The organism is Stieleria tagensis, from assembly GCF_024129865.1.
Classification (GTDB): Bacteria; Planctomycetota; Planctomycetia; order Pirellulales; family Pirellulaceae; genus Stieleria; species Stieleria tagensis.
The window spans coordinates 75956-99169 of record NZ_JAMYFE010000008.1 but is presented as its reverse complement, the minus strand read 5'-3'; the positions used below and the strand labels follow the sequence as shown (position 1 = coordinate 99169).

Sequence of the window (23214 nt, the reverse complement as noted above, 5' to 3'; positions counted from 1 at the left end):
GCTTGGTAAACCGCTGAGATTCCAACTCAGCCTATGGGTTTACTTGGCCAGGCAACGTCTGCAACGTTTCTCGTTTCAAACTGGCCGAACTGATATTGGCGAGCGCCTTGTCCGTCTCACCGATTGCCAAACAGTACACGCGCGACAAACATTCGCCAAGCTGGATTCTGCCGAATTGCAGAGAACGGCCCGAATTCAGACCTGACAGGGCCGTTGGGGTGGGGCAACGGTGTAGAGTCGTTCCAATTGTGCGGGGATGTGAATGCGGCGGTTGGTCATGGATTGACGCAGCGAATCGGCATCGGCATCCGGTTGGCGTGAGCTGATCAGGCCATCTTCGGCGGCCAGTTGGAATGGGAACAACCCCAAATCGCTCGCCATTTCAGCGGCCTTTTGAAAAGCGGCGGCGGCGGTGGCCGGTTCGCCGGCGATTCGTTTTTCGACTCCTTGCATCAACGCGGCCAGCATTTTTGCAAAGTCACAGGATTGATTTTTCAGTCGCCCGGTCGCTTCGTCGACGATGGTCGAATCCATCAATTCGGCTTCGTCACTGCCGCGTCTTGTGCCCGGTTGCAAGGTTTGGTGCTGTCGTAGATGCAGGGCGACCAAGGTCGTGAAGTGGTCCAAGGTGACCTGAATCAAGGGGATGTGGCGGATCAGTGAGTTACCAATTCGCTCACGCATTCGCATCACTAACCGTGCGGCGTTGCGATCGTCCGCTACATACACAGCCTGCTGCACGTGCTGCATCCATTGGAAGAAATCCACCAGTTCGACATCGCTGGAATCGGTGACGATACGGTTGTTTTGCGAACACAGTTGGTGCAGTTGATCAACATTATTAGAAAACAGGAACGCATTTCCGCCGTAGCCTGTTGTGGCCAGCAATTGTTGATACGAATCATGACGGCGATTGGCGTCTTCCACCATCTCTTGAACCATCGCACGCATCGGTTCCCAGCGCCCCAGATGCCAATCGGCCCACAACAACAACCACTGCGTGTGTGCGATATCGAATCGCATGGCTCGGGCGTCGGCCAAGTAGTCTTTCACACTGATGTTGACGGCATCGGCGACTTCGCTCCAGCGCATCGCAAACGCTTCGGCGAATGCGATCCCCGCTGACACATCGGCCGTTTGTTTGCCCGCCGGAAGGTTGGCGATCTGAACTTGGATGCCACGCAGCGCTTTCAAGCTGCGGTCGATCATGTCGCTTTGACCGCTGTCGAGCATGGCAGACCAGGCGTTGGTCAACGCGGCAAAACGAACTTGGTGTGTGGTCGCCGGCTGTTGCAATGCTTGTTGACCGCCGTGCAGGACCAACCGGGTCGTGCTGCGCATATCCAGCATCGCCATCGGTCGGATGATTTCGCTACAGAAAATCAAGTCATTGGGCGTGTCGCTGTCGGATTCGATCGACGTTGGTGATGGCGTCCGGGCGGATTGCTCGATCGTGTTGTGAATCGTGAAATCCAGACCGCCCAATTCCGCCGCAAGCTCTGGCAACTGGAACCGGTTTCCCTGCGTCAACTGGTCGACGCTATCGTCGATTTTGATACCCAGTTTGCCGCTGAGTTCGGCAAACAGTGGTCGTGCGCGATCCATTTGGCCGCTGCGGACGAGCAATTGCAACGCCAGGGTTTCAAACCGCAGTTGCTCTTGAGGGGCTTGGCTGAGTTCCGCTAGTTCCAGGTAGTAGTGAGACGCTTGTTCGGGCAGGTCGGCTTCGTGAAAACAGCGTGCCGCGTCGCGCAGGTGTTTGTCACGGGCATCCCCGGTGACTTGCTTCAGGACTCTGGCATGCCATTTACCGGCTTCGGATTTGGCAAACGCACTGTCGGCATTTTCGGCCGCCATGATTGCAAACGGCAGCGCCGCACCATCTTGCTCGGCGGCGTAGTAATGCCCGGCGATACGGGCGGCAAAATCACGGGGGCGATTGAGTTTGGATAGCAGCGCTGCCCAGGCCAGGTGAGCTTGATGCAATTCGATTTGGTCCAGGTTTTCGATCAAGCCGTCGGCGATCTTGTCATGGACGACGGTGATGCATTCTTTGCCCGTCGCGTCGTCGTTGACCAGTCGTTGATGGACGAGTTCCGAAACCGACACGTCGACTTTGTCACCCAGGTCGGTCAGATCGGCCAACTGGGCGATCGACACAGGGGTCGCCGCGGTGACGATGAATGCCAAGATCGATTTGGCCTCGCCGCTCAGGCGATCGAACCGGGCACGCCAAAATCGGTCAACATCACCCAAGTTGGAAATCGATGCGTCACAGGATTGTTCGACACGATGCAACATGCCACCGGGACGAAACTCTTCGGCCAGTTCTTGCAGTCGAAATGCGTTGCAACGTGAGACTTCAACCAACTCTTGCAGGCCGGCTTGGTTGATGTTGGCATTCCAACGAGTCGCAGCGGTCTGCAGAAACGCCAGCGCCGAAGGGGGGCTTAGCGGGCCGATGTGCACGCGACACTCGGCCGGTTGACGTTGATTGGTTTCGGATCGGCGCGAGGACGTGATGATCCCCAAGTAGCCATCGCCGTCTTGTTGTAATTCGTCCCAGACCGTGTCGCTGTCGTGGTCGGACCACTGGGCGTCATCGATAATGATCACCAGCGGGCCGACTTTGCGCAGCTCGCGACTGAGTCGCGCGGCCGCTGCCAGTGCATCGAGCCGTTCGGGGGCTGCGGCAAACGATGCGGAGTGATCCGCCAAATCAACGTTGATGACGTGGCGGAGCTGTGGAAAAGATTGCACCAGAATGGAGGCGCTGACCGGATCCAGTTGCAAGGGCTCGCGGTCGGTGCGGGCGTAGCGTTGTGCGATTTGATCGGCGATCTGGTCCAAGACTTGAAGGGTTTGGTTTTCGCGTGAGCGACATTTGACGCGAAAGACTTGGCCCCACGAGTTCTGACGCAACAGGCGTTCGATTTCGTCCAGCAGTCGTGTCTTCCCCGCCCCGGCTTCGCCGTACAGATGCAATCGACCGGTTTGGCCGCGATAGATCTCACGCAGCCAATCGGTGCACTGGTCCAATTCCCGTTGTCGGCCGAACAAGTGATGCGTCGTGATCACACGAATCGGATTGTCGTCCGTCTTGGTCATCGTCACGATGTCCAACGACGAGGGCCGTTTGGTGCGATCGGCATTCAGCATGCCGGCGACCGCCATTCGCAACACCGGGGGAATGTCCTCGTGCATTTCTGAAACGGCAGCGGCAATGGTTTGTTCGTCTTCGTCACGCACCCAGTCGTTGAATTCGCCACCGCGCAGCCAGCCGTCACAGCCGGAAACCTGGTTCAGGCAATCCAGCATCACCAGGCCCAAACTAAACACGTCACCGGCCGGCGTGTAGCTCTGTTCCCATAAGGCTTCTGGCGAGAAATAGCGTGGCGTCCCGGCGATGTAGGGGCGGATGCCGTAGGGGTCGGTTTCCGGGTCGCAATTGGCGACCAATCCGTAATCGACGATCACACCATGCCCATTGGTTCGAACCATCAGGTTGGTGGGTTTTAGGTCGCGGTGCACCAAACCGGCGAAGTGCATGATGGCCAGCCCGACGGCAAAATCATGCAATAACGAATGCAGTTGACGGTACGCCTCGGCCCGCGGCAGGTCCTTCAAACCGAGCGCCGCCGAATACAGCGTCTGCCCTTCAATCTCCTCCATCGTCAGGACTGTGTAGTCATCGACGATCTCGATTCGATCGGTTCGCAGTAGGCAGGGGTGCCGAAACGGCGACATCCGCCGGAAGCCCAGTTTGTTGCGATACAGATCGTGCGACGACATCCGACACAGCACTTTCAGTGCACAGCGGCGGTGGGCAATCAGGTCGTCAGCGGAGTAAACAAAGCCGGCTTTGCCACGGCCGAGCAAGGTGCCGATGCGGAAGTCGCCAAAGCGCATCCCCGGTTCCAGGGGAGGCTGCATGTCCGCTTCAAGAGCGTTCGAAAGATGCGTTTCGTTATTTTTTACGGACCGACGATGAGTTTCCTCGGAGGGGTCCGTTGGCGGTTTCTCTGGAGGTGCATCCATCGCTGGGGGGCTCACTGCATGCTGGGGTCAAGTGTCCTTTGCTCAGTTACATCGCGCCAGTCCGACACCTTTCTCGGTCGGTCGGGCGTGCAGTATAGACGACTTGTCGCAGCCAGAGGATAGAAAACCAAGGGCCGCAGCCCGAATCCAGCCCGGTCAGTACCGCTGCGCACGGCTGGGCAATTGGTTCACGGTGCGCCAAGGGGCCACTGCGGGTGGCCGAGTTACATGGCTAGCTGACTTGGTAGCACCAGCGATACGTCCCGGCCGCATCCAGCGATTCGCTCGGGCGAATCGCTGTTTCATCCATGCCAGCGGTGATCGTTGCACCGTCGATGCATTCAAATCGCATCCCGGCCGGCGATTCGTATTTCGTCCCCAATTGGGCCGGGGTCTGTTTGGCGCGACAGGCCCAATCAAAACAAAACCCCTCCGCCGTCGGTTCGACACTCAGACTCCAGTGGCTGGTGCCAGCACACCCCACCGCTAACGCGACGTCGCGGCCGTCGATCGATTCAATCGACAGCTGTTGAATCGGTGGCGAATCGGGCCAGGTTTGGTCGGCCGCCTCGTCTTTGCAGGCCGCATGGTTTTCACCCAGTTCGATGCGGTGTTCGAAACGATCGCCGGTCCAGACAAAATGCACTGCGCCCTTTCCGTGCGGATGATTCAGGGTGATCGGTTTGGTGACGACAGACACTTCAGGCGGGCTCGCGGAATGTGGAGGGTTTGGCCGGCGGACCAGCCCGCTAGACGGATTCGGTTTGCGGCAGGCTGTTGAAGGTTCGCAGCAAATTCAGTCCGTTGGCTTGACTTTTTTCGGGGTGGAACTGCGTCGCAAACAAATTGTCGCGGCTCACCATGGCACAAAAATCCTGGCCGTAGTGACACGACAACGACATCAATCCGGGGTCGCTGGGGCGGACGTAATAGGAGTGCACGAAGTAAAAGTGGGTGTCATCGGCGACATCATCCAACAAGGCCGATTCCGCGGTCTTGCGGACTGTGTTCCATCCCATGTGGGGGACTTTGTACGACGGCGGCAATTCGAAGTGGACCACTTCACCGGGCAGGATTCCCAGCCCGCGATGGGTGCCGTGCTCGAACCCTTCGTCGAACAACAGTTGCAGGCCCAGGCAAATTCCCAGGAAGGGGCGTCCGGTGGCTACGAAATCGCGTATCGGTGCGGCCAAATCACGGCGATTGATTTCCGACATCGCATCGCCAAAGGCGCCCACGCCCGGCAAAATCAATCGTTCCGCAGTGGCAATCTGCTGCGGATCGGAACTGATCACCGCGTCGCCGCCGATTCGCTGTACCGCTTTTTGAACGCTACGAAGGTTACCCATTTGGTAGTCGACGATCGTGATCATTGCGCAGGGATCATAGCGAAGGGCTGTGGCAGGTTTCAAAAACACGGCACCGGGGGGCGACAGGTTGTCGACACGTTACTCGCAAACAGGTTCACTCGAAAAGGCCCCGGATGTCCTCTGTCCCGGTGATCGGGATGGATTTGGCCCACTCAATTCACGCCCAGTCAATACACGCACAGTGGACGCCGACAGACCTCTCATCTACGATCCTGGCACGTATTACCCGATCTTCCGTTGTCATCCCAATCACTGTCACCCTGCCCGGCCGATGTCTGATTCGCTCCTCCCGCTGCAGCGGTTGATGTCAACTCTGGCCGAGCGCGCCCGAACACGCCCGCCTGGGTCTTACACGACCAAATTGATGCAGGCCGGGCCGGCGAAAATTGGCGACAAGATTTTGGAGGAGGCGCGGGAGTTGATCGAGGCTGCGGACGAACCCGGTGATTCCGGACGCGAACACTTTGTTTACGAAGCCGGAGATTTGATTTATCACACGCTGGTCATGCTGGCCTATCGGGGTGTGGATTTGAACGAAGTGGCCGCGGAATTGGCACGCCGCGAGGGCACCTCCGGCTTGGTCGAAAAAGCCAATCGCCAGACGACAGAAAACGACGAATAGAAGTACAGACGCCGAGTGCACACCCAATGGGACAACTGAATAACAATTTGCGAATCGGGCTGCCGAGTAAAGGGCGATTGAGCGAGCTTTCCGGGGAACTGCTGTCGCAGGCCGGTTTGAATTTTCGCCGCCAAAACCGAGGCCTGTTTGCCAAAGTCAAAGGGCTGCCGATCGATCTGATCTTTCTGCGCACCGATGACATTCCCACCCTGGTCGCCGAAGGCGCGATCGACATGGGATTCACCGGCAGCGACCTGGTCGAAGAAGCCAACGCCAACGTCAACACACGGATGCGGTTGGGCGTCGGTCGCTGTCGATTGGCGATCTGTATTCCCGATGACAGCCCGATCAAATCAGCCATGGATTTGGACGGCAAACGCATCGCAACGAGTTTCCCCAACATCACCAAAGCCTACTTGGGTCAGCACAACGCACTGGCACATTTAGTTTCGCTCTCGGGCAGCGTCGAAGTCATGATTCAACTCGGTGTGGCCGATGCCATCGTCGACTTGGTCGAAACCGGCAGCACGCTGGCCGCCAATCGGCTGCGAATCATGGATGAGATCGGATCCTATGAAACGGTTCTGATTCAAAATGATCGCTGCCGTGATTCCGAGACCGCCGACCGAGTGGTCCGCCGACTCGAAGGGGTTGTCATCGCCCGAGACTACTCGTTGCTGGAGTACAACATTCCGGCGGACAAGTTGCAGGATGCCGAAGGGATCACCCCCGGGTTCAATTCGCCCACGATCGGCACTCTCGAAGACGCCCAGTGGCGCAGTGTCCGCGTGATGGTTCGCAGCGATGAAGTCATCGATGTGATGGAGAAGCTCGAGCGACTTGGTGCTTCGGCGATTTTCCAAACCACCATTTCCAATTGCCGTCTGTAAATTCACGATGTCCAATCAATACCCAATCGAAATTGACGTCCACGCGGTCAAAGCCCTCCAGGATTCCGAGGAATCGTTCCTGTTGTTGGACGTCCGTCAACCGGAAGAAAACGCGACGGCAAAAATCGCCGGCAGCACGCTGATTCCGATGGGCGAACTGCTGGAGCGGATCGAAGAATTGGCACCCTACCAAGACCAGCGAATCGTTGTGCATTGCCATCACGGCGGTCGCAGCATGCAGGTCACCGAAGCCCTGCGATCACGCGGGTTTGACAAGGCTCAGAACATGGCCGGTGGGATCGACGATTGGAGCCTGCAGATCAACGGTGACATCCCGCGATATTAGGCGATTTCGATGAAGTTGCTGCGGATTTCCGCTGCCTGTGACGCCTTGTCCGGCAGAGACGCCGGGTGATTGGTACATTGGTTCATTGCCAGACGCAGCTGCCGCTGAATTTGGTCGCCTCCGGAGAAACGCATGTTTACCCACGGAAATGAGTCGCCACAAACCCGGGACGATGTCACGTTGCCTGCGGATCCAGTTCACCCTTCGTCGCATTCGGATCACGCCGATCCACCGCGAGATGCTGTCAAACCTGCCGAGCTAGGTTCGAAAAAGACAGATTCGCTGCTGGGAAAGATCGAAGCCGTGCGGACCAGTCTGCAGGGCGTGATCCGTGGCAAAGCCGACGTGATCGATTCGGTGTTGACGTCGATCCTGGCCGAAGGATCTGTGTTGCTAGAAGACGTTCCGGGGGTCGGCAAAACGACCTTGGCCAAATCCATCGCGGCGCTGATTGATCTGGATTTCCAACGCATCCAATGCACCCCCGATCTGTTGCCCTCGGACATCCTGGGCAGCGCGATTTTTCAACCCAATTCGGGTGAGTTTCACTTTCGACGCGGTCCGATTTTTTGCAACCTGTTGATTGCCGATGAAATCAATCGGGCCTCGCCGCGGACGCAAAGTGCACTGCTGGAAGCGATGGCCGAATCACAGGTGACGATCGATTCCACCCAATACCAATTGCAGCAACCGTTTATCGTGATCGCCACCCAAAACCCGACGGGTTTTGAAGGGACGTATCCGCTGCCGGAATCACAGCTCGATCGGTTTTTGTTTCGATTGTCGATGAACTATCCGGACGCGGACAGTGAGATCGAATTGTTGCTCGACCAAGCCGCAAGTGATCCGTCGTCCAAGTTGGTTCCGGTGATGCACCGCGATGAACTGGCAATGTTGCAAAGTTTTGTGCGGCAGGTCACGGTGGATCGCAAGGTGGTTCGCTATCTGGTGGACTTGGTCAACGCCACCCGCGTGGACAGTCGTTTGCGGATCGGTTGCAGCCCGCGTGGTTCGAAAATGTTGCTCCGCGCCGCCCAGGCTCGTGCGGTTTTGGACACCCGTGACTATGTGTTGCCAGACGACATCCAAGCCGTTGCGGTGGCGGTGTTGTCGCACCGGGTTTCGATGCGTTCGGTGTCCAGTTCTTGGGATGATGCCGCAGTGATCATCGACGAAATCATCCAGCAAACTGAGGTGGTGGTGTGAGTCTAGACGTGTCGCGCGGTCCTGTGGCGGCGAATTCTGACCCGTCTGAGATTCCATCACGTCGACAGGACACACGCTTCGAACCGCCAGCGGTTGCCGCCGAAGATTCTCCGCAGGCCGCGCCCGCCAAGGCGGCAGCGATCTTGATGCAAGCCCTGTTCGGCCTGTCGCGATGGCTGTGGTGGCTGGTCAAGGCACCTCTGTTGGCCTATCTGTCGCTGCGACGCAGCCTGACAGCGGCATCGGTGTCCATTTTGTTGGCCTCGGTGATGACTCTGAATGTGATTTGGGGGTTTCCTTGGAGCGGCATGATGGGCGGCTGTTTGGCGATGTTAATGGTCGGGTTTGCGATCAATCGTCTGATGCGGCCGCGGCTGAAGTTGAGTGTTTCGTTGCCCCGATCGGCGATCGCCGGCCAACCGTTTTCGGCAAATGTCCGCTTGGCCAATCCCAGTTACTTTCCTGCGTTGGACTTGCGTGTCGGTTGGCATCGCGAGGGTGTTCGCGAGATCCGCCTTGGTCATCACGAGACCGATTGGGATGCATCGCCGCCGGTTTCAGTGTCGATTTTGCGTTCGGGCGACCAAATGTACTGGCATGGATCGATGCTGTTCAACGAGCGGGGGATTCATGATCTGCCGCCGTTTCAGGTTGCGTCGACGTTTCCCTTTCATTTGTTTCATATCCGCCTGCCGCTGGAGACCAAGACCAAGATCGCGATCACGCCGGCGCCTGCCAGTGATGATGACGATCCAATGACACGCGTCATGCTGGCCGCGATCGGTGATTGGTCCAAGCAGTTGGTCGCCGGTGCCCCGGTGGAGTATGTCGGCAATCGCGAATACCAAGTCGGTGTGCCGGTCCGCCGCTGGGATTTCGCATCCTGGGCTCGATTGGGCCGCCCGATCGTGCGGGAATACCAGTCGCCATCGATCCAAGCGGTGACGTTGGTCGTCGACACGTCACAGTGGTTGGCCGATCCGGCCGCCAGTTCGCGCGCCCGTCAGCGCGAGTTGCAAGTCGATTTCGAACGGCTGATGTCGATCACTGCAACCGCCATCAGCGATCTGACCAGCCGCCGCGTTCAATTGAAATTGTTCCTCACCAGCGAGTCACCGCTGGACCATTCCGCCGTACAGCACTCCAACTCGTTTGGCGAAAGCAGCGAATTGATGTTGGTGCGTTTGGCCGCCGCCCAACCGATGGATCCCGCATTGGCAGAAAAGCGGATCCGCGAAACCATTGATGAAAGTCGATCTCAACCGGTGCTGGTGTTCTCACTGTTCGAATTGGCGAGCGAACAGCGATCCGGGTTGGCGGGGCACCTGCCGCCCAATGTTTCCTATCTGTCGCTGGAACGCCGCCAACCGACTGCGCCACCGGCGTCCGGCCCCGGGATCTCGGGTCGCGTGAAATCCGGTTCGGCACATTCCCGGGGGCATTTGACAGGTGCCGAGGCGGTGCAATGAGCGAGCAAACCGGTTTGCAGCAGCGGTCGATCTTGAACCAGGATCGTCTTCAATGGCCGTCTTGGCAGGCCTGGATTTTGCCTGGACTGTTATTCGTCGAAGCCTTTTTTCTGGGGTCGACGTTCAATACGCTGACGACGACGTTGGCCGTGTTTGTCGCCGCCGTCTTGGTGGTCATCATGGTCACCCAGTTTCTGCCTTCAACGCCGACCGACGCATTGGAGATTCGTGGAGCCAGGCGGCCTGTCGGCGGCAACAAGACTGGGTCGCAAACCTTTGCCGAGGGCAATCAATTCGCGAGGCGATTCGTGTTTTGGCGTTCTTTGTCGATCGTACCCGTGGTGCTGGTGGTTGCCGTCATCGGGGTGACTTGGCGAGTCGGCTACCACGTCGCAGGCAATCTGAACTTTGTTGCCATGATCGTTGATTCGGTGGCTCATTCGGCATTTTGGATTTCATTGGTTCTGTGGATGTTTTATCCGCGTCGTGGCCATCCGGCGATGTTGGGATGTGGGCTGATTTTGGTGCTGGCGACGGTCACCGCCGGTGGTGTCAGCCACAGCATCAACGGCCAGTTGGTGGCCGCCTCGGCGACGGTCATCGGCATCGCATTGGGGGGCAAACATATCCTCGGTCGCTGGCAATCGCACCGCGACGCTCACTGGAATGAACGACATGATCGAGGGCGTGCAGGCCGATTTCGAAATCGCTGGGCGCGTGCGGATCGACAGCGACTGCCCCCATCAACGGTCACCGGTTCGCATGAAGCCGGACGCAGCCCGCTGTTTTTTTCAGTGCTGGCGCTATCGGTGTTGTTGATGTCCACGACGGCGCTGGGGCACTTGGCGTCGGTCGCCGTCCCCGGGTTGCAGTTCGAATTGTTTGATCGGTTGTCGCAATCGTTGGAAGCCGTCACGGCCAACAGCATTATCGGCGGTTCTCGCTATGTCCGCGGCAGTCGACTCGGTTCGGTGCGGCGACACATGCTCGGCGAACCCGGTGAACCGGCATTGCGAGCGTTTGCCAGTGCCCCGCCCGGCTACTTGCGAGGGACGGTTTTCGATACCTATCGAAATGGTTCTTGGTCTGCCGCGTCCGAACATTCTTATTCGTTGTCTGCGGAAGTCAGCGAATTGCAGCCCCGGACCATCGAATCCGAGGCGCTGGCGACCACGGAGTTACAGGGCCCTTCTTCGGCGCCGCTGCAACGGGTCACGCTGCGCGACAACCCGGGCGGATCGACCATCGGCACCATCGAGGTGCACAACGTTCCGTTAAAAGGCCAGCTCGTGTTCTCGTCGATGTCGACCGATTGGATCGAAGCAGTGAATTTTGGTGTGGAGCTCTCACACCAAGGAATGGTCATCAAAGGCGTTGATACCCAAGAGCCGTACGTGTTGGGCATCAGCACTCCAATGCCGCGGGAGTCGCTGAGGGGACTGCGCCGCAATCTGATGTTGCAACTGACGCGAAGCTTGCGAGAGAAAGTTCAGCCGATCACTCGGCGGGTGTGTGAGGGACGGTTGACCCCACGGGCCAAGGCACGCGCCATCGAGGAGTACTTTCAAGCGAACTACAACTATTCGCTGCGCGGCGTCACAACTCCCAATGATGTCGATCCGGTCGTGCATTTTCTACAGACCCAGCATCCCGCGCACTGTGAATTTTTTGCCAGCGCGGCGGCGTTGATGCTGCGGTCGGTGGGCGTACCGACCCGCTATGTCACCGGGTACGTGGTGATGGAAAAAAGTGAGGAATACAAGTACTGGTTGGCGCGCAATCGTGACGCCCATGCCTGGGTCGAAGCCTATGACGATATCAATGAGCAATGGTTTCCGGTGGAAGCGACCGTCGGTCGGACCTATCGCACGTTGCAGTCACTCGCCCAACAAGGCACTCTGGCAGGCGGTTCAGACAACGGATTGGTGGATTCCGAAGATGACATCTCGATCATTAGTCGGACACTCGGCTGGCTGTTCTCCTTTCGCGCGACCGACTCATTGACGTTTCTGTTCCGCATTGCGCAGTTGCCGTTGTTCTGTTTATTGATCGCCCTGCTCTGGTTGCGGCATCGACAACGACTGCGTCTCGGTGGTGATCCGATGGAATATCAAAGCCGTCAAATGTTGCAGCGGGTGGATCGAAAACTACGCAAACACGCGCTCGTTCGTGCACCGCAAGAAACGCTGCATCAATTCGCCGATCGTGTGCAACTATCCGCTGCCAACCAGCCCGAGAGTGCTGCTTTTCTGACGCGTTCGGCGGCTTGGTACCGCAGTTTTGCCGCCGCCCGCTACCAGGGCCTGATGCCGGCGCCGATGCCGACTGATGGGTGAGAGAGACTCAATGAAAAAAGGCCACAACACGGAAAGACGTGCTGTGGCCTTTTGGAATCGATGCAACGGGATCGTTGACGAGAAAAAGGTGGATGGATTCACCGTGGATGCCAGCGACGCATGGCGTCGGCGGCGCAAATTCGAGACGCATGTGCCATCGTTGGAGACCGACCGGGGCGTCCGGAACCGCGAGAGAACAAACGCCGATCCCGCAAAACACGGTGTTTTCAACGACACCGGGAACTGCTGCATGAACCAGATCAAACCCACCGATTCTGCTGACGAGCTCAATGTTTCAGCTTGAGACACTGCAAGCGAATGTAGCTCTCAAAACTGTCTGCGATCTTCGTTTCTCCGCCGAAATCATGATCGAAGATGAGCACGCTACCGGTAGCATCGAATCCAATTGGATTACCGGAGTGATCTTCCGAGAAAATGACCCAACGTAAGTTGTTTGCAAGTTCGTAGCGAATCGCTTCCGTGATTTTAACGACTGACCATCGTTCCTTTTCCATTACTTCGACCGGACGAAGTCCGAAGACTGGGTATGGACCTACCATTGCGCCACCATATCGTTTGAGAAACTCGCGATAGTCTTGCGGAAATGGAACGTTCAGTTTTTGGGAAGCCACATCAATTTCATCTTCTGTAGGCAGGTCATCTGCTCGCATGGCTGGCGATTCTGAAAATAGCTGATCCAGAGCCGCTAACAACTCAATCTTCATAGCTCGATGCCTCGCTTTGCGGGGTGTTGGGGGACAGAGCACTTTGGCCGACGGGTAGGCACGTCGGCAATGCTAGCTTTCGTTTTCCGTGCCGCTCGTGATGCTCTGTCTCCGATGGAAGCTTCCTCACGTGCATTGCGTAGACAGTGCGGAGTTTTATTGACAGAAAAATTGAGGACAGAAAAATTGCGAAGTCTGTCTTCCCCGCACTGAAATTTTTCTGTCGGCTATTTTTCTGTCACTCCTCCCGCTCGTCCTGCCGCTCTGTCAAATCCGGTCGGTGTCTCCAGCCAGACGATCTCGGGCGAAATCAGGTGAAAACGTCGCGGGAATCAAGTCTGCCGGACCATCATTCTCCGAGTGGGGAACGACAACTGCTCGCCAATGAGCTCTGTCCCCAGTCATCGCACTGCCGCTCTGTCGAATCCGGTCGGTGTCTCCAGCCAGACGATCTCGGGCGAAATCAGGTGAAAACGTCGCGGGAATCAAGTCTGCCGGACCATCATTCTCCGAGTGGGGAACGACAACTGCTCGCCAATGGGCTCTGTCCCCAGTCATCGCACCAGTGATTTCCCAAACGCGTTGGGGATTTAAATTCGCGTTGCTGTGTCGCCCGCCGGGCTTTGAGAGATGGTGTTCTTGATCCGTGGCCTGACGACCACGGCAGAGAATGTGTCGGCCTCCGGCCTCGAGATGGCGATAACAGTCAAGGTATTGGACTGACGCCTCCAGGCTATCAACTCCGATTCGGTGTTGGGGTGTTGGGGGACAGAGCACTTTGGCCGACGGGTAGGCACGTCGGCAATGCTAGCTTTTGTTTTCCGTGCCGCTCGTGATGCTCTGTCTCCGATGGAAGCTTCCTCACGTGCAGTGCGTAGACAGTGCGGAGTTTTATTGACAGAAAAATTGAGGGCAGAAAAATTGCGAAGTCTGTCTTCCCAGCACTGAAATTTTTCTGTCGGCTAATTTTCTGTCACTCCTCCCGCTCGTCCTGCCGCTCTGTCGAATCCGGTCGGTGTCTCCAGCCAGACCATCTCGGGCGAAATCAAGTGAAAACGTCGCGGGAATCAAGTCTGCCGGGCCATCATTCTCCGAGTGGGGAACGACAGCTGCTCGCCAATGAGCTCTGTCCCCAGTCATCCAGTCATCGCTGCAGCGCACATCGAAAGGGGGGCAAGTTGCGGGCTACGAGGGCGGGCTAAACGGTACCGAATGAGCGGTGTAACAATCCTCTACCGCTGTGACACCAATTTGGTCCCGAAAAGACGGGAAGTGCGACCAAAGCGAGGCGGCTTGGTACCGCAGTTTTGCCGCCGCCCGCTACCAGGGCCTGATGCCGGCGCCGATGCCGACTGATGGGTGAGAGAGAGACTCAATGAAAAAAGGCCACAACACGGAAAGACGTGCTGTGGCCTTTTGGAATCGATGCAACGGGAATCGTTGGTTTCTATCCCGCTGTGACGGAGCTACTGGTTGAGTTGCTCTTGAATCACTTCTCCCGAAGCTCGGGTTCCCAGGGAGCCCCACAAACCGAACGGGCTTTTGGCGCCCACTTGGTTCTTGTTGGCCGCCGTTCCATTCTCCCAGACCATTGGGTTGCGCGAGTTGCCCGCTTCGATCGAGTCTGTCATGAAGATCACAGCACCGTCGCCCATCAGCACGTGCGCGCCGCCTTGGTGTCGGCTCGAAACGCCAACCAGGTTGCTGCGCGTGGCACTGCCCATCGAGCAGAGTTCGCTGTTGGGTGGCAACACCGTGAGCACCATGCCGAAGTTTGGCAGGTAATCAGCCCAGCGGAATCCGCGTCCTTCGGTGGCATTCAAGATGGTTGCCGCCGGTGCCCAGAACCTGGGGCGTTCAGGATCGATAATGCTCGGGCTCTGGTCCTTGCACCACGACGGATTGTCTCGCAACACGCCTTCGTTGTTGTTGGTGCTGAAACTGCCAGAGGTTCCGCTGGTGCGAACATCTTTGTCACCCAGATCGGTCGCCAATTCGCCAGCGGCGATGGTGTTGGACAACCCGTCCAGGATGTCGCGGAATCGCATTTGTTTGTGCGCAACAAAGAATCCACGTGACGCCGCATTCGCTCGAATGGCTTCGGTTTGGCGTTCGGGATAGGGCAGCGTGTTGGCTGCGACACGCACAAACAGAGGTCCGTCGCGCACCTTCCACATCGAATCGCCCGTGCAAGCGGCATAGTTGGTCCGGCCGAGTGCGGGCAATCCGACACCCGGGTCACTGGGGCAGCGCAACATCGGGATCTGCGAGACCCATGGGTCGTAGTTGATCTCGTCCGGTGTCGGCCCCATCGACTGGTAATCGATGGTACCATCGCCGTCAGCATCATTGGGATTGGAAATCATGTCCCATAGGCCCTGCTGTTCCATGAACGGGGTCAGCCCGACCAGCATGCTCAATCGTCGATTGGAGCTTTCGTCGCGGTTGTTCCAGATGTCGCGAGGCTGTGGCGGGTGAGTGCCGGCGCCATGGATCGGCATCATCTTGTAGGCGCTGTGATAGTTGTGCAGCGCCAATCCGATCTGTTTGAAATTATTACTGCAGCTCATTCGCCGCGCCGCTTCTCGAGCCGCCTGAACGGCGGGCAGCAACAGGCCCACTAGAATGCCAATAATGGCGATGACAACGAGCAGTTCGACCAGCGTAAAACCGGTGCGACGTCGCGATAACGTAATCGTGCTCAAAAGGAATCTCCTGTTTTGAATCTGTCTAAACGGAATCTAAAAAGTGAGTCGGACCAAATTGGCGACTGTTAAAAATCTGTACGAATCAATCACGGTGAACGGATGTAATCATTCGAAGCGCGCGTAGTCTATACGGTAACCTTTTGTCTTGGTCGAGTATTAGTCATAAAACCACGTTTAGGGGACGGATTTTCGAAATACCGATTAGCACGAAGACCCAGAAACTTGTAATCTACGTTGTCTTGGCTACCCGGTGGCGGCTTTGTGCCACCCCCAGAAAACCGGCTGGCCAACCGGTCTGCTCTGAGTTCCCTAACCCCAACGGTCGTGAAAGATGCTTCGTATTTTCAGTGTTTTGTGTTTGTTTTTGAGTGTGGCGCTCGTCGGTTGTGGGTCCTCGGGTGAGGTGACAAACGTCCGCGACGGCGCTAACCAGCAGGATATTGACGAGTACAACCGCATGTTGGCGGAGGCCGAGGAGTTGGCCGCCAGCGGAGGGGAGAGCCAGTAACAGCGCTGAGAGTAGCACTGTCGTGTCGTGGTCGACCGCAGGGGGCGATTGGCAATTGGATGCGTGGCGCAATTGCGTCGCCCGCGGGGGGCGTCCAGCTGTCAGGGCGCGGCAGTGACAAAAGGAGGCGGATTGTCTCTTAAACCTGTTCGGAATCTCGTTCCGACGACGGCGAATGTCGATTCGGCGCTACCGTCCGGTCTGATTGCGGTGCATAATAAGCCCCAATCAAATTGTTCGACGCGCGCTCGCCCTCTCTGTCAATTTCTCTCTCTGCAGGGGGGGGCGTGACGCTTTCTGCCTCCCTCGCTTTTGACACTCCCATCCGCAAATGATGAAACCACGTTCTTCAGTTATGCGGTACACCGCGTTTGCCATCTTCGCTGGCTTATTCGTTTCGTACTGTTCGTCCTCCCCCGCCGCTGATTTGAAACTGCAAAAGGGAGATCACATCTGTTTGGTCGGCAATGCGCTCGGTGAGCGAATGCAGGTCCAAAACGAGTGGGAAACGCTGCTGCAAACTCGATTTCCCGAGCTCGAATTGGTGGTGCGAAATCTGTGTTTCCCCGGTGACGAGCCCTACACGCGCATTCGCAGCAAGAATTTTGGCAGCCCCGATAGCCATCTGACACACAGCCAGGCATCGGTCGTGATGTATTTCTTTGGCTACAACGAATCGTTTGCCGGCGCCCAGGGAGTGGACCAGTTCAAAGCCCAGCTGAGCAAATTGGTCAAAGAAACACTCGCCAACGACTATGGCAAAGGCAACCCGCAAGTGGTGCTGGTTTCGCCGATCGCATTCGAAGGTTCGGACGATCCGAATTTGTCTGACGGCAAAAAACAAAACGAGAACTTGGCGTTGTACACCGAAGCGATCTCCTCGGTCGCGAAGGAAAACGACGTGGTCTTTGTGGATCTGTTCCAGCCGACTCAAGCGTTGTTCGATTCGACGGATGAACGATTGACGTTGAATGGGTTTCACCTCAATCACGATGGCTACGCCAAACTGGCACCGGTACTCGACACGAGTTTGTTTGGTGACAAATTGACCAAGCCGGTGAATCCAGATCTGAAAGCCGAAATCGATCGCAAGAACTTTCACTGGTTTCACCGCTATCGAGCTGTCAACGGATTTTCGATCTACGGTGATCGCGGCAAAGCAGGCAGCGACGGCACGTACAACAACACCGATGTGATGGAACGCGAGCGAGCGATCTTGGATGAGATGACTGCCAACCGTGATGCACGCGTTTGGGCGGTTGCCGCCGGTCGGCCGGTTCCCAAGGTGGTTGATGATTCGAACACACTGCCGTTCATTACACCCAAGACCAATGTTGGAACACCAGGCGACAAAAACGCCAAAGCCGGCAAGCTGGGGACGCTGAATTATTTGCCAGCTGCCGAACAGATCAAATTGTTTGATTTGGCAGAGGGTTATCAGATCCAATTGATCGCGTCGGAGGAACAATTCCCCGAGCTGTCGAATCCGGTGGCGCTTAATTTCGACAGCAAGGGACGATTGTGGGTCGCGACGATGAAGTCGTATCCGCACTGGAAACCCAAGTCGCCGATGAACGACAAACTGTTGATTTTCGAAGACAACGATGGTGATTATGCCGCTGATGTCTGCAAAGTGTTTGCGGAAAATCTGCACCAACCGACCGGATTCGAACTCGGTCACGGCGGCGCCTATGTCTCGCGACAGCCCGACATCTGGTTCATGAAGGACACTGACGGTGACGACAAAGCCGACATCGTCAACCGGCACCTGATCGGATTCGATTCGGCGGACTCGCACCACGGCATTGCGGCGTTTGAATGGGGCCCCGGTGGCAACTTGTATTTCCAAGAGGGCACATTCAAATTTTCAGCCGTCGAATCGCCCTATGGTGTCCGCCGATTGGCCGAGGGCGGTGTCTGGAAATACAACCCTCGCACCGAGCGATTGAATGTGCATTGCTCGTTCGCGTTTGCTAACCCATGGGGTTACTGTTACGACAAATGGGGCCAGGACTTCATCGGTGATGCTTCGCCGGGCAACGCTTACTGGGCCGCGCCGATCACCGGGCACATTGAATTTCCCAACAAGCACCCAGGCGGCAGCCAGCATCGACGTGTTGCGGAGATGAGCGGTGGTGATCCGAAGTACAAGTTCCCGACGTTCTACCCCAAGCGAATTCGCCCCTTGGCCGGTTGTGCGATTGTTTCCAGTCGACACTTCCCCGATCAGATGCAAGGCAATTTCCTGGTCACCAATGTGATCGGCGAGCGAGCCATTCTGAATCACAAAGTCAGCGAGTCTGAAACGGGCAGCGGGTTTGTAGGGGAAGAACAGGAGATGTTGTTGTCCTGTCGTGACGGCAATTTCCGTCCCGTCGATCTGCAGTTCGCTCCCGACGGATCACTGTACATCGTCGATTGGCACAACGCATTGATCGGTCACTTGCAACACAATTTGCGTGACCCCAGTCGTGACCATTCCCATGGTCGGATTTGGCGCGTCACTCACAAAGACCGTCCATTGCTGGAGCCGGCCAAAATCGATGGCGCCGAAATCGGCGAACTGTTGGAATTGCTAAAGTCACCCGAAGACCGCACGCGCTATCGCAGTCGACGTGAGTTGGCACAGCGTGATAGCAGCCAGGTGATCGCGGAATTGGACCGTTGGCTGGCGGGATTGGACACCTCCGATCCGAACGTCGAACATCAACGGATGGAAGCGTTGTGGATGTATCAAACCCACAACCAAGTTCCCACCGAGTTGTTGGACCAAATGCTGGCGTCAAAGAACCACCGGGCACGCGCCGCATCGGTTCGTTTGGTGTCACAAATGATGCACGCGATTCCTGACCACGCCGAGCGAATCCAAACGGCGATTCATGATGACAATCCGACGGTCCGTCTCGAGGCCGTTCGCGCGGTCAGTTTCATGAGCGGTGACGAAGCCATTGAAATGGCGCTCGGTGTGTTGGAGCATGACATGGACGACTACCTGCAATACACGCTCGACGAAACCATGCGTCAATTGGAACAGTAGGCGGATCCGCCCGCTGCTGTGTATTGTGGATCCATCCCAAGTGACTGAGTACCCGGATCGCTGCGTCCTCGTGGGCGCCGCGATCCGGGGAGACCGGTCAATTGGCAAACCATTTCTTTTATCACCCGGGTCTCACGTTTGAGACTCTAGCCAATCAATAACTTTATGCGTTTCCTTGCAACCGTTGTCGTTCCCACGCTCCTGATTCTCTCCGGCAACTTCTCCGGTACGGTGACAACCTGCTGTGCAAAAGACCCGGCGCCGCCGAAAGTGTTTCTGGACAAATCGCCGCGGATCGTTGCCTATCAATTGAAACGGCTGGACGACGAACGCTTGCTATTGGTTCCACGCTCGACCGATGACCCCAAATACATCCCTGTTTACGAAGCGATTGCGGCGCGTCCCGCGATGGCTGCCGGAGTTCGTGAGGAGGCATTTGCGGCGCTGGCCAAACTGAAACAGACATCGATAGCGATCGAGATTTTGGGCACGGTTTCAGCGGCCAAACCGACCGACGCCGACTCGCAGCGATTGATCGACCTGTTGACCCGGTTGCTGTTGAAACGTCCGGTCGACGAACTGGTTCAAATCAAATCCGAGCTGATCGAAACCGCTCAGCAGCCGGATGATTGGTTGCGTTCGATCGGATTTGCGGCGTTGCTGACCGCCGGAGATGTCGACCAAGCGCGATCGATCGCCGAACAGGATGTCGACGGGCGGATCGCGATGCTGGGCGCCATCCAAAAATTGCAAGACAAAGCATTGAAGTCGGCGCAGCGCGCCTATGTCACCGAGAATTTGGATCGCACGACTGATTCCGCGCTCAAACTCGCGGCAATCGACGCGCTGTCACGGATCCCCGCTGACCGTGCCGAGACCTTTGCCACACTGATCGGCTTTATCAATGAACCCGAATTGAGAATTGCCGCCTGCCGTGGCCTGTTGCGTCTGCCGCAAAATGTTTACCAACCCGCAGCCTGTTTGGCCGCGGCGGAATCACTGGTCGATTTTGCCGAAGCAACCGACGCCGCCGATCGAACCAGCGATTCCTTTGTCGACGCCATGCAATTGGTCGATCGATTGTTGAAGGAGGTCCCAGCCAAGAAGGCAAAAGACCTGCGTGGTCGGTTGCGAGAGATCACGGTGCGAGTGGTCAAGATCGGAACGGTCGAGGAAGAAATGCGATACGACGTCGCGTACTTTGCCGTCGAAGCCGGTCGCCCGTTGCAGATCTTGTTGGAAAACCATGACCTGATGCCCCACAATTTGGTGATCACCCAGCCGGGCGCGCTCAAGGGTGTGGCGATGGGTGGATTGGCAGCCGGACCCGAAGGCACCGGCGGGTTGCCCTACGTTCCGGATTCTCCCAACGTGATCGCTGCAAGCGAAATGGTGCAGCCCGACCAGACGACACGGATCACATTGACGGCCCCGACCCAGCCCGGCGAGTACCCGTATGTTTGTACGTTCCCCCAGCACTGGTATCGGATGTACGGGGTGATGGTGGTCGTCGAAGATTTGGATGCCTGGAACCAGAACCCGGTCGAGCCGGCCAACCCGGTCGGTAGCAATCGCAGCTTTGTCCAAGCCTGGACGATGGACGATTTCAAGGATGCGTTTGCAACGGACCTGCGTGGTCGGTCGCCTGAGATCGGCGAAAAGATTTTTAACGAAGCTTCCTGTGTGGGCTGCCATAAAATCAATGGCGTCGGCGGTTCCGTCGGGCCGGATCTGACCCAAACCTATTCCAAATGGAAGTCAGATCATTCGGTGATCTTGCGTGAAATTTTGGAGCCGTCACATACGATCGATAGCAAGTTCGCGATGCAAACGATCTTAACCGTCGAGGGGAAAACGCATTCCGGAATCGTCATCGATGAAAACGATGACACCGTGACGTTATTGACCAACCCCGAAGCCAAGGAGCCGGTGGTGATTGCGCAGGACGACATCGAAGTCATGAAACGGAGCGCGACGTCGATGATGCCCAAAGCATTGATGGACCAATACACCAAAGACGAAGTGTTGGAATTGATGTCGTATCTACGCGCCGTTTCAGAAAACGCCGGCTCGGATAACGCAGCGAAACAGTAGACCGGCTGAAACGCCGGCTGACGCCGTAGGAAGTTGCGTTCTGATCTCAAACGCGACGCGTGAGTGTTGAAGTGCGTTTCTATGGTAACCCGAAGCGTCAGCGAGGGATTTAGGGTGTAAACGAGATCCCTCGCTAACGCGTCGGGTTACCAAAAGACAATGCCCCCCGCGAAAACGCAGCTTTCAAACAGACGAACTTGATGGGGTATAGTTGCGGTATGTCCACCCCGGAAAATCAAACGAATGATTCGTCCAGTTGCTCTGATCCGGAACTCGATCAGATCTTGGCGGATTACTTGCAGCAGTCTGAATCCGGCCAGACGCCGGATCCGGCGATTTATCTCCATGCTTATCCGCAGTTCGACAGTGAACTGCGAAGTTTCTTTCGAAACCATCACTGGATGGGCGAAGAACCGGCACCGACGTTGGGTTCACTGTGCGGGCAAGAGATCGGTTCGTACAAAATTGAAAGTGAAATCGCGCGAGGTGGAATGGGCGTCGTCTATCGCGCACGCCAATCTGGTTTACAGCGTCCAGTTGCGATCAAGCTGATCAGCAATGGTGTGTTGGCGAGCGAAGAGGAGCGAAAGCGTTTTCGCCGGGAGGCTGAGTCGGCGGCTCAGTTGGATCATCCGGGGATCATTTCGATTCACGAAATCGGATCCTGGAACGGTCATGAATATTTTTCAATGACCTTGGTCGAGGGACCGACGCTGCAAAAACATGTCGACGACCTGTCGTTGACAGATGCTCAGATCGCCGCACTGGTCCGCGACGTGGCTCAGGCGGTCGCCTATGCGCATCGTGCGGGGATCGTTCACCGTGATCTGAAACCGGAAAACATACTGATCAACGCGGCCGGTCGACCGCTGGTCGCTGATTTCGGATTGGCGAAATGGCATCGTGAAGGCAAGATGTTGACTCGTACGGGCCAGGTGTTGGGGACACCCAACTACATGAGCCCCGAGCAAGCCGCCGGACGCACCGACACCGGCACCACCAGTGACGTGTATGCGATGGGCGCGATTCTGTATGCATTGCTGACTGGTGTTCCGCCCCATAGCGGCGACAGCCCAGCGGAAGTATTGCGCAGTGTGTTGCAGGACGAACCCTGTCCACCGCGCAGCTATCGTCCCGATATTTCGCGGGAACTCGAAAACGTCTGTTTGAAAGCCATTCGTTACGAGCCTGATTGTCGATATGAGAGTGCCGATTCGCTGGCAGATGATCTGGATCGATTTATAGCCGGTGAGACAGTCCAAGCGGCCGGCAGCGGATTGATCGAACGCGTGGCGCGCGAAATCGGTCGCGATCAACACCAGGATCATTTCCAGCGCTGGCATGGCACACTGTTATTTCTTGGCCTGATTATCTTTGTCACGCACTGTTCTATTTTTGTGTTGTTGCAGATGGGGTTTCCGGCGTCGATCGCCTATTGGATTCCACGATTGACGATGTTTGTATTGATCATCGGCACCATCCACCATGCCCGCGACGGCTCGCTCTCACCGCGCAGCATCGCCGAACGTCCGGTCTGGTCCATCTGGCTGGGCTATCTGTGTTCGCTGGCCGTGATCAACGTGCTGTTGGTGATCGGTGGGATCAACCAATCGGCACTGTTTCCGTTGGCATCGGCGCTCAGTGGGTTTGCATTTGTCGCGATGTCCGGTCACATCTGGGGCGGTTCTGCATTGGCAGGAATCGCATTTTTCTTGATTGCGCCGTTGACCGCCTGGTTCCCAGCAATCGCGCCGCTGTTGTTCGGCACGACCTATCTGTTGTCGATTCTGGCGATCAGCCAGCACTATCGGCGGTCGGCGCGGACGGCCTAAATCGATCTACCGCCGCAGGGCCGATTTTGGCTA

At 56.9% G+C, this 23214-nt stretch carries 16 protein-coding genes; 10 read left to right on the top strand and 6 right to left on the bottom strand.

Annotated features, from left to right (window positions below; all coding sequences use genetic code 11):
- Nucleotides 1–195: 195 nt before the first annotated feature.
- The 3 genes from NHH03_RS00930 to hisH form a co-directional block, all read right to left on the bottom strand.
- Nucleotides 196–3933, bottom strand: a complete 3738-nt coding sequence (locus NHH03_RS00930; RefSeq protein ID WP_253153776.1) for a protein kinase domain-containing protein — start codon at nt 3931–3933, stop codon at nt 196–198.
- Nucleotides 3934–4270: 337 nt separating this feature from the next.
- The gene (locus tag NHH03_RS00925) at nt 4271–4738 is read right to left on the bottom strand and encodes a hypothetical protein (RefSeq protein WP_253153775.1); all 468 of its coding nucleotides are present in this window, start codon (nt 4736–4738) and stop codon (nt 4271–4273) included.
- A gap of 49 nt (nt 4739–4787) precedes the next feature.
- Entirely contained in the window at nt 4788–5411 is a 624-nt protein-coding gene (gene hisH / locus NHH03_RS00920; RefSeq protein ID WP_253153774.1) for an imidazole glycerol phosphate synthase subunit HisH, read from the bottom strand.
- Between the two features lie 268 nt (nt 5412–5679).
- On the opposite strand from hisH, the gene hisE reads away from it, so the two are divergent.
- From hisE to NHH03_RS00905, 3 genes are read left to right on the top strand one after another with little or no spacing between them, the layout of a single operon-like run.
- Nucleotides 5680–6030, top strand: coding sequence for a phosphoribosyl-ATP diphosphatase (hisE, locus tag NHH03_RS00915; RefSeq protein WP_253153773.1), 351 nt, complete (start codon nt 5680–5682; stop codon nt 6028–6030).
- 26 nt (nt 6031–6056) lie between these two features.
- A complete protein-coding gene (gene hisG, locus NHH03_RS00910; RefSeq protein WP_253153772.1) occupies nt 6057–6920 on the top strand; it encodes an ATP phosphoribosyltransferase in 864 nt (287 codons plus the stop codon).
- Between the two features lie 7 nt (nt 6921–6927).
- Nucleotides 6928–7266 (top strand): rhodanese-like domain-containing protein, encoded by a 339-nt coding sequence (locus NHH03_RS00905; RefSeq protein WP_253153771.1) that lies wholly within the window; start codon nt 6928–6930, stop codon nt 7264–7266.
- On the opposite strand, the gene NHH03_RS00900 is transcribed toward NHH03_RS00905, so the two are convergent.
- A complete protein-coding gene (locus tag NHH03_RS00900) occupies nt 7263–7400 on the bottom strand; it encodes a hypothetical protein (protein WP_253153770.1) in 138 nt (45 codons plus the stop codon). The genes NHH03_RS00905 and NHH03_RS00900 overlap by 4 nt on opposite strands.
- Between NHH03_RS00900 and NHH03_RS00895 the strand changes: the two genes are divergently transcribed.
- The 3 genes from NHH03_RS00895 to NHH03_RS00885 are packed head-to-tail and all read left to right on the top strand — an operon-like array spanning nt 7399 to nt 12277.
- Nucleotides 7399–8472, top strand: coding sequence for an AAA family ATPase (locus NHH03_RS00895; protein ID WP_253153768.1), 1074 nt, complete (start codon nt 7399–7401; stop codon nt 8470–8472). The two genes, NHH03_RS00900 and NHH03_RS00895, sit on opposite strands and share 2 nt — an antisense overlap.
- A gap of 8 nt (nt 8473–8480) precedes the next feature.
- Nucleotides 8481–9941 (top strand): DUF58 domain-containing protein, encoded by a 1461-nt coding sequence (locus NHH03_RS28075; protein ID WP_253153766.1) that lies wholly within the window; start codon nt 8481–8483, stop codon nt 9939–9941.
- A complete protein-coding gene (locus NHH03_RS00885; protein ID WP_253153764.1) occupies nt 9938–12277 on the top strand; it encodes a transglutaminase-like domain-containing protein in 2340 nt (779 codons plus the stop codon). The genes NHH03_RS28075 and NHH03_RS00885 overlap by 4 nt, the downstream gene beginning before the upstream one ends.
- A gap of 287 nt (nt 12278–12564) precedes the next feature.
- On the opposite strand, the gene NHH03_RS00880 is transcribed toward NHH03_RS00885, so the two are convergent.
- Both NHH03_RS00880 and NHH03_RS00875 read right to left on the bottom strand, forming a co-directional pair.
- Nucleotides 12565–13002 (bottom strand): SMI1/KNR4 family protein, encoded by a 438-nt coding sequence (locus NHH03_RS00880; protein ID WP_253153762.1) that lies wholly within the window; start codon nt 13000–13002, stop codon nt 12565–12567.
- Nucleotides 13003–14468: 1466 nt separating this feature from the next.
- Complete coding sequence (locus tag NHH03_RS00875) at nt 14469–15698, bottom strand: DUF1559 domain-containing protein (RefSeq protein WP_253153793.1); 1230 nt, start codon at nt 15696–15698, stop codon at nt 14469–14471.
- 343 nt (nt 15699–16041) lie between these two features.
- Here NHH03_RS00875 and NHH03_RS00870 point away from each other — a divergent pair, with 343 nt between their 5' ends.
- The 4 genes from NHH03_RS00870 to NHH03_RS00855 all read left to right on the top strand — a co-directional run bounded on the left by NHH03_RS00870 (nt 16042) and on the right by NHH03_RS00855 (nt 23181).
- Nucleotides 16042–16218, top strand: coding sequence for a hypothetical protein (locus NHH03_RS00870; RefSeq protein WP_253153760.1), 177 nt, complete (start codon nt 16042–16044; stop codon nt 16216–16218).
- A 355-nt stretch (nt 16219–16573) separates the two neighbouring features.
- Complete coding sequence (locus tag NHH03_RS00865) at nt 16574–19255, top strand: PVC-type heme-binding CxxCH protein (RefSeq protein WP_253153757.1); 2682 nt, start codon at nt 16574–16576, stop codon at nt 19253–19255.
- 165 nt (nt 19256–19420) lie between these two features.
- Nucleotides 19421–21349, top strand: a complete 1929-nt coding sequence (locus tag NHH03_RS00860) for a c-type cytochrome (protein WP_253153755.1) — start codon at nt 19421–19423, stop codon at nt 21347–21349.
- Nucleotides 21350–21549: 200 nt separating this feature from the next.
- On the top strand, nt 21550–23181 hold the full coding sequence (locus NHH03_RS00855; protein ID WP_253153753.1) for a serine/threonine protein kinase: 1632 nt from the start codon (nt 21550–21552) through the stop codon (nt 23179–23181).
- The last annotated feature ends 33 nt before the right edge of the window (nt 23182–23214 follow it).

Coding starts and splice junctions, on each gene's coding strand:
- NHH03_RS00880 (WP_253153762.1), bottom strand. CDS start 13,002: ATGAAGATTGAGTTGTTAGCGGCTCTGGATCAGCTATTTTCAGAATCG.
- NHH03_RS00865 (WP_253153757.1), top strand. CDS start 16,574: ATGCGGTACACCGCGTTTGCCATCTTCGCTGGCTTATTCGTTTCGTAC.
- NHH03_RS00930 (WP_253153776.1), bottom strand. CDS start 3,933: ATGCAGCCTCCCCTGGAACCGGGGATGCGCTTTGGCGACTTCCGCATC.
- NHH03_RS00900 (WP_253153770.1), bottom strand. CDS start 7,400: ATGCGTTTCTCCGGAGGCGACCAAATTCAGCGGCAGCTGCGTCTGGCA.
- NHH03_RS00905 (WP_253153771.1), top strand. CDS start 6,928: ATGTCCAATCAATACCCAATCGAAATTGACGTCCACGCGGTCAAAGCC.
- hisH (WP_253153774.1), bottom strand. CDS start 5,411: ATGATCACGATCGTCGACTACCAAATGGGTAACCTTCGTAGCGTTCAA.
- NHH03_RS00895 (WP_253153768.1), top strand. CDS start 7,399: ATGTTTACCCACGGAAATGAGTCGCCACAAACCCGGGACGATGTCACG.
- NHH03_RS00885 (WP_253153764.1), top strand. CDS start 9,938: ATGAGCGAGCAAACCGGTTTGCAGCAGCGGTCGATCTTGAACCAGGAT.
- hisG (WP_253153772.1), top strand. CDS start 6,057: ATGGGACAACTGAATAACAATTTGCGAATCGGGCTGCCGAGTAAAGGG.
- hisE (WP_253153773.1), top strand. CDS start 5,680: ATGTCTGATTCGCTCCTCCCGCTGCAGCGGTTGATGTCAACTCTGGCC.
- NHH03_RS00870 (WP_253153760.1), top strand. CDS start 16,042: ATGCTTCGTATTTTCAGTGTTTTGTGTTTGTTTTTGAGTGTGGCGCTC.
- NHH03_RS00860 (WP_253153755.1), top strand. CDS start 19,421: ATGCGTTTCCTTGCAACCGTTGTCGTTCCCACGCTCCTGATTCTCTCC.
- NHH03_RS00855 (WP_253153753.1), top strand. CDS start 21,550: ATGGGGTATAGTTGCGGTATGTCCACCCCGGAAAATCAAACGAATGAT.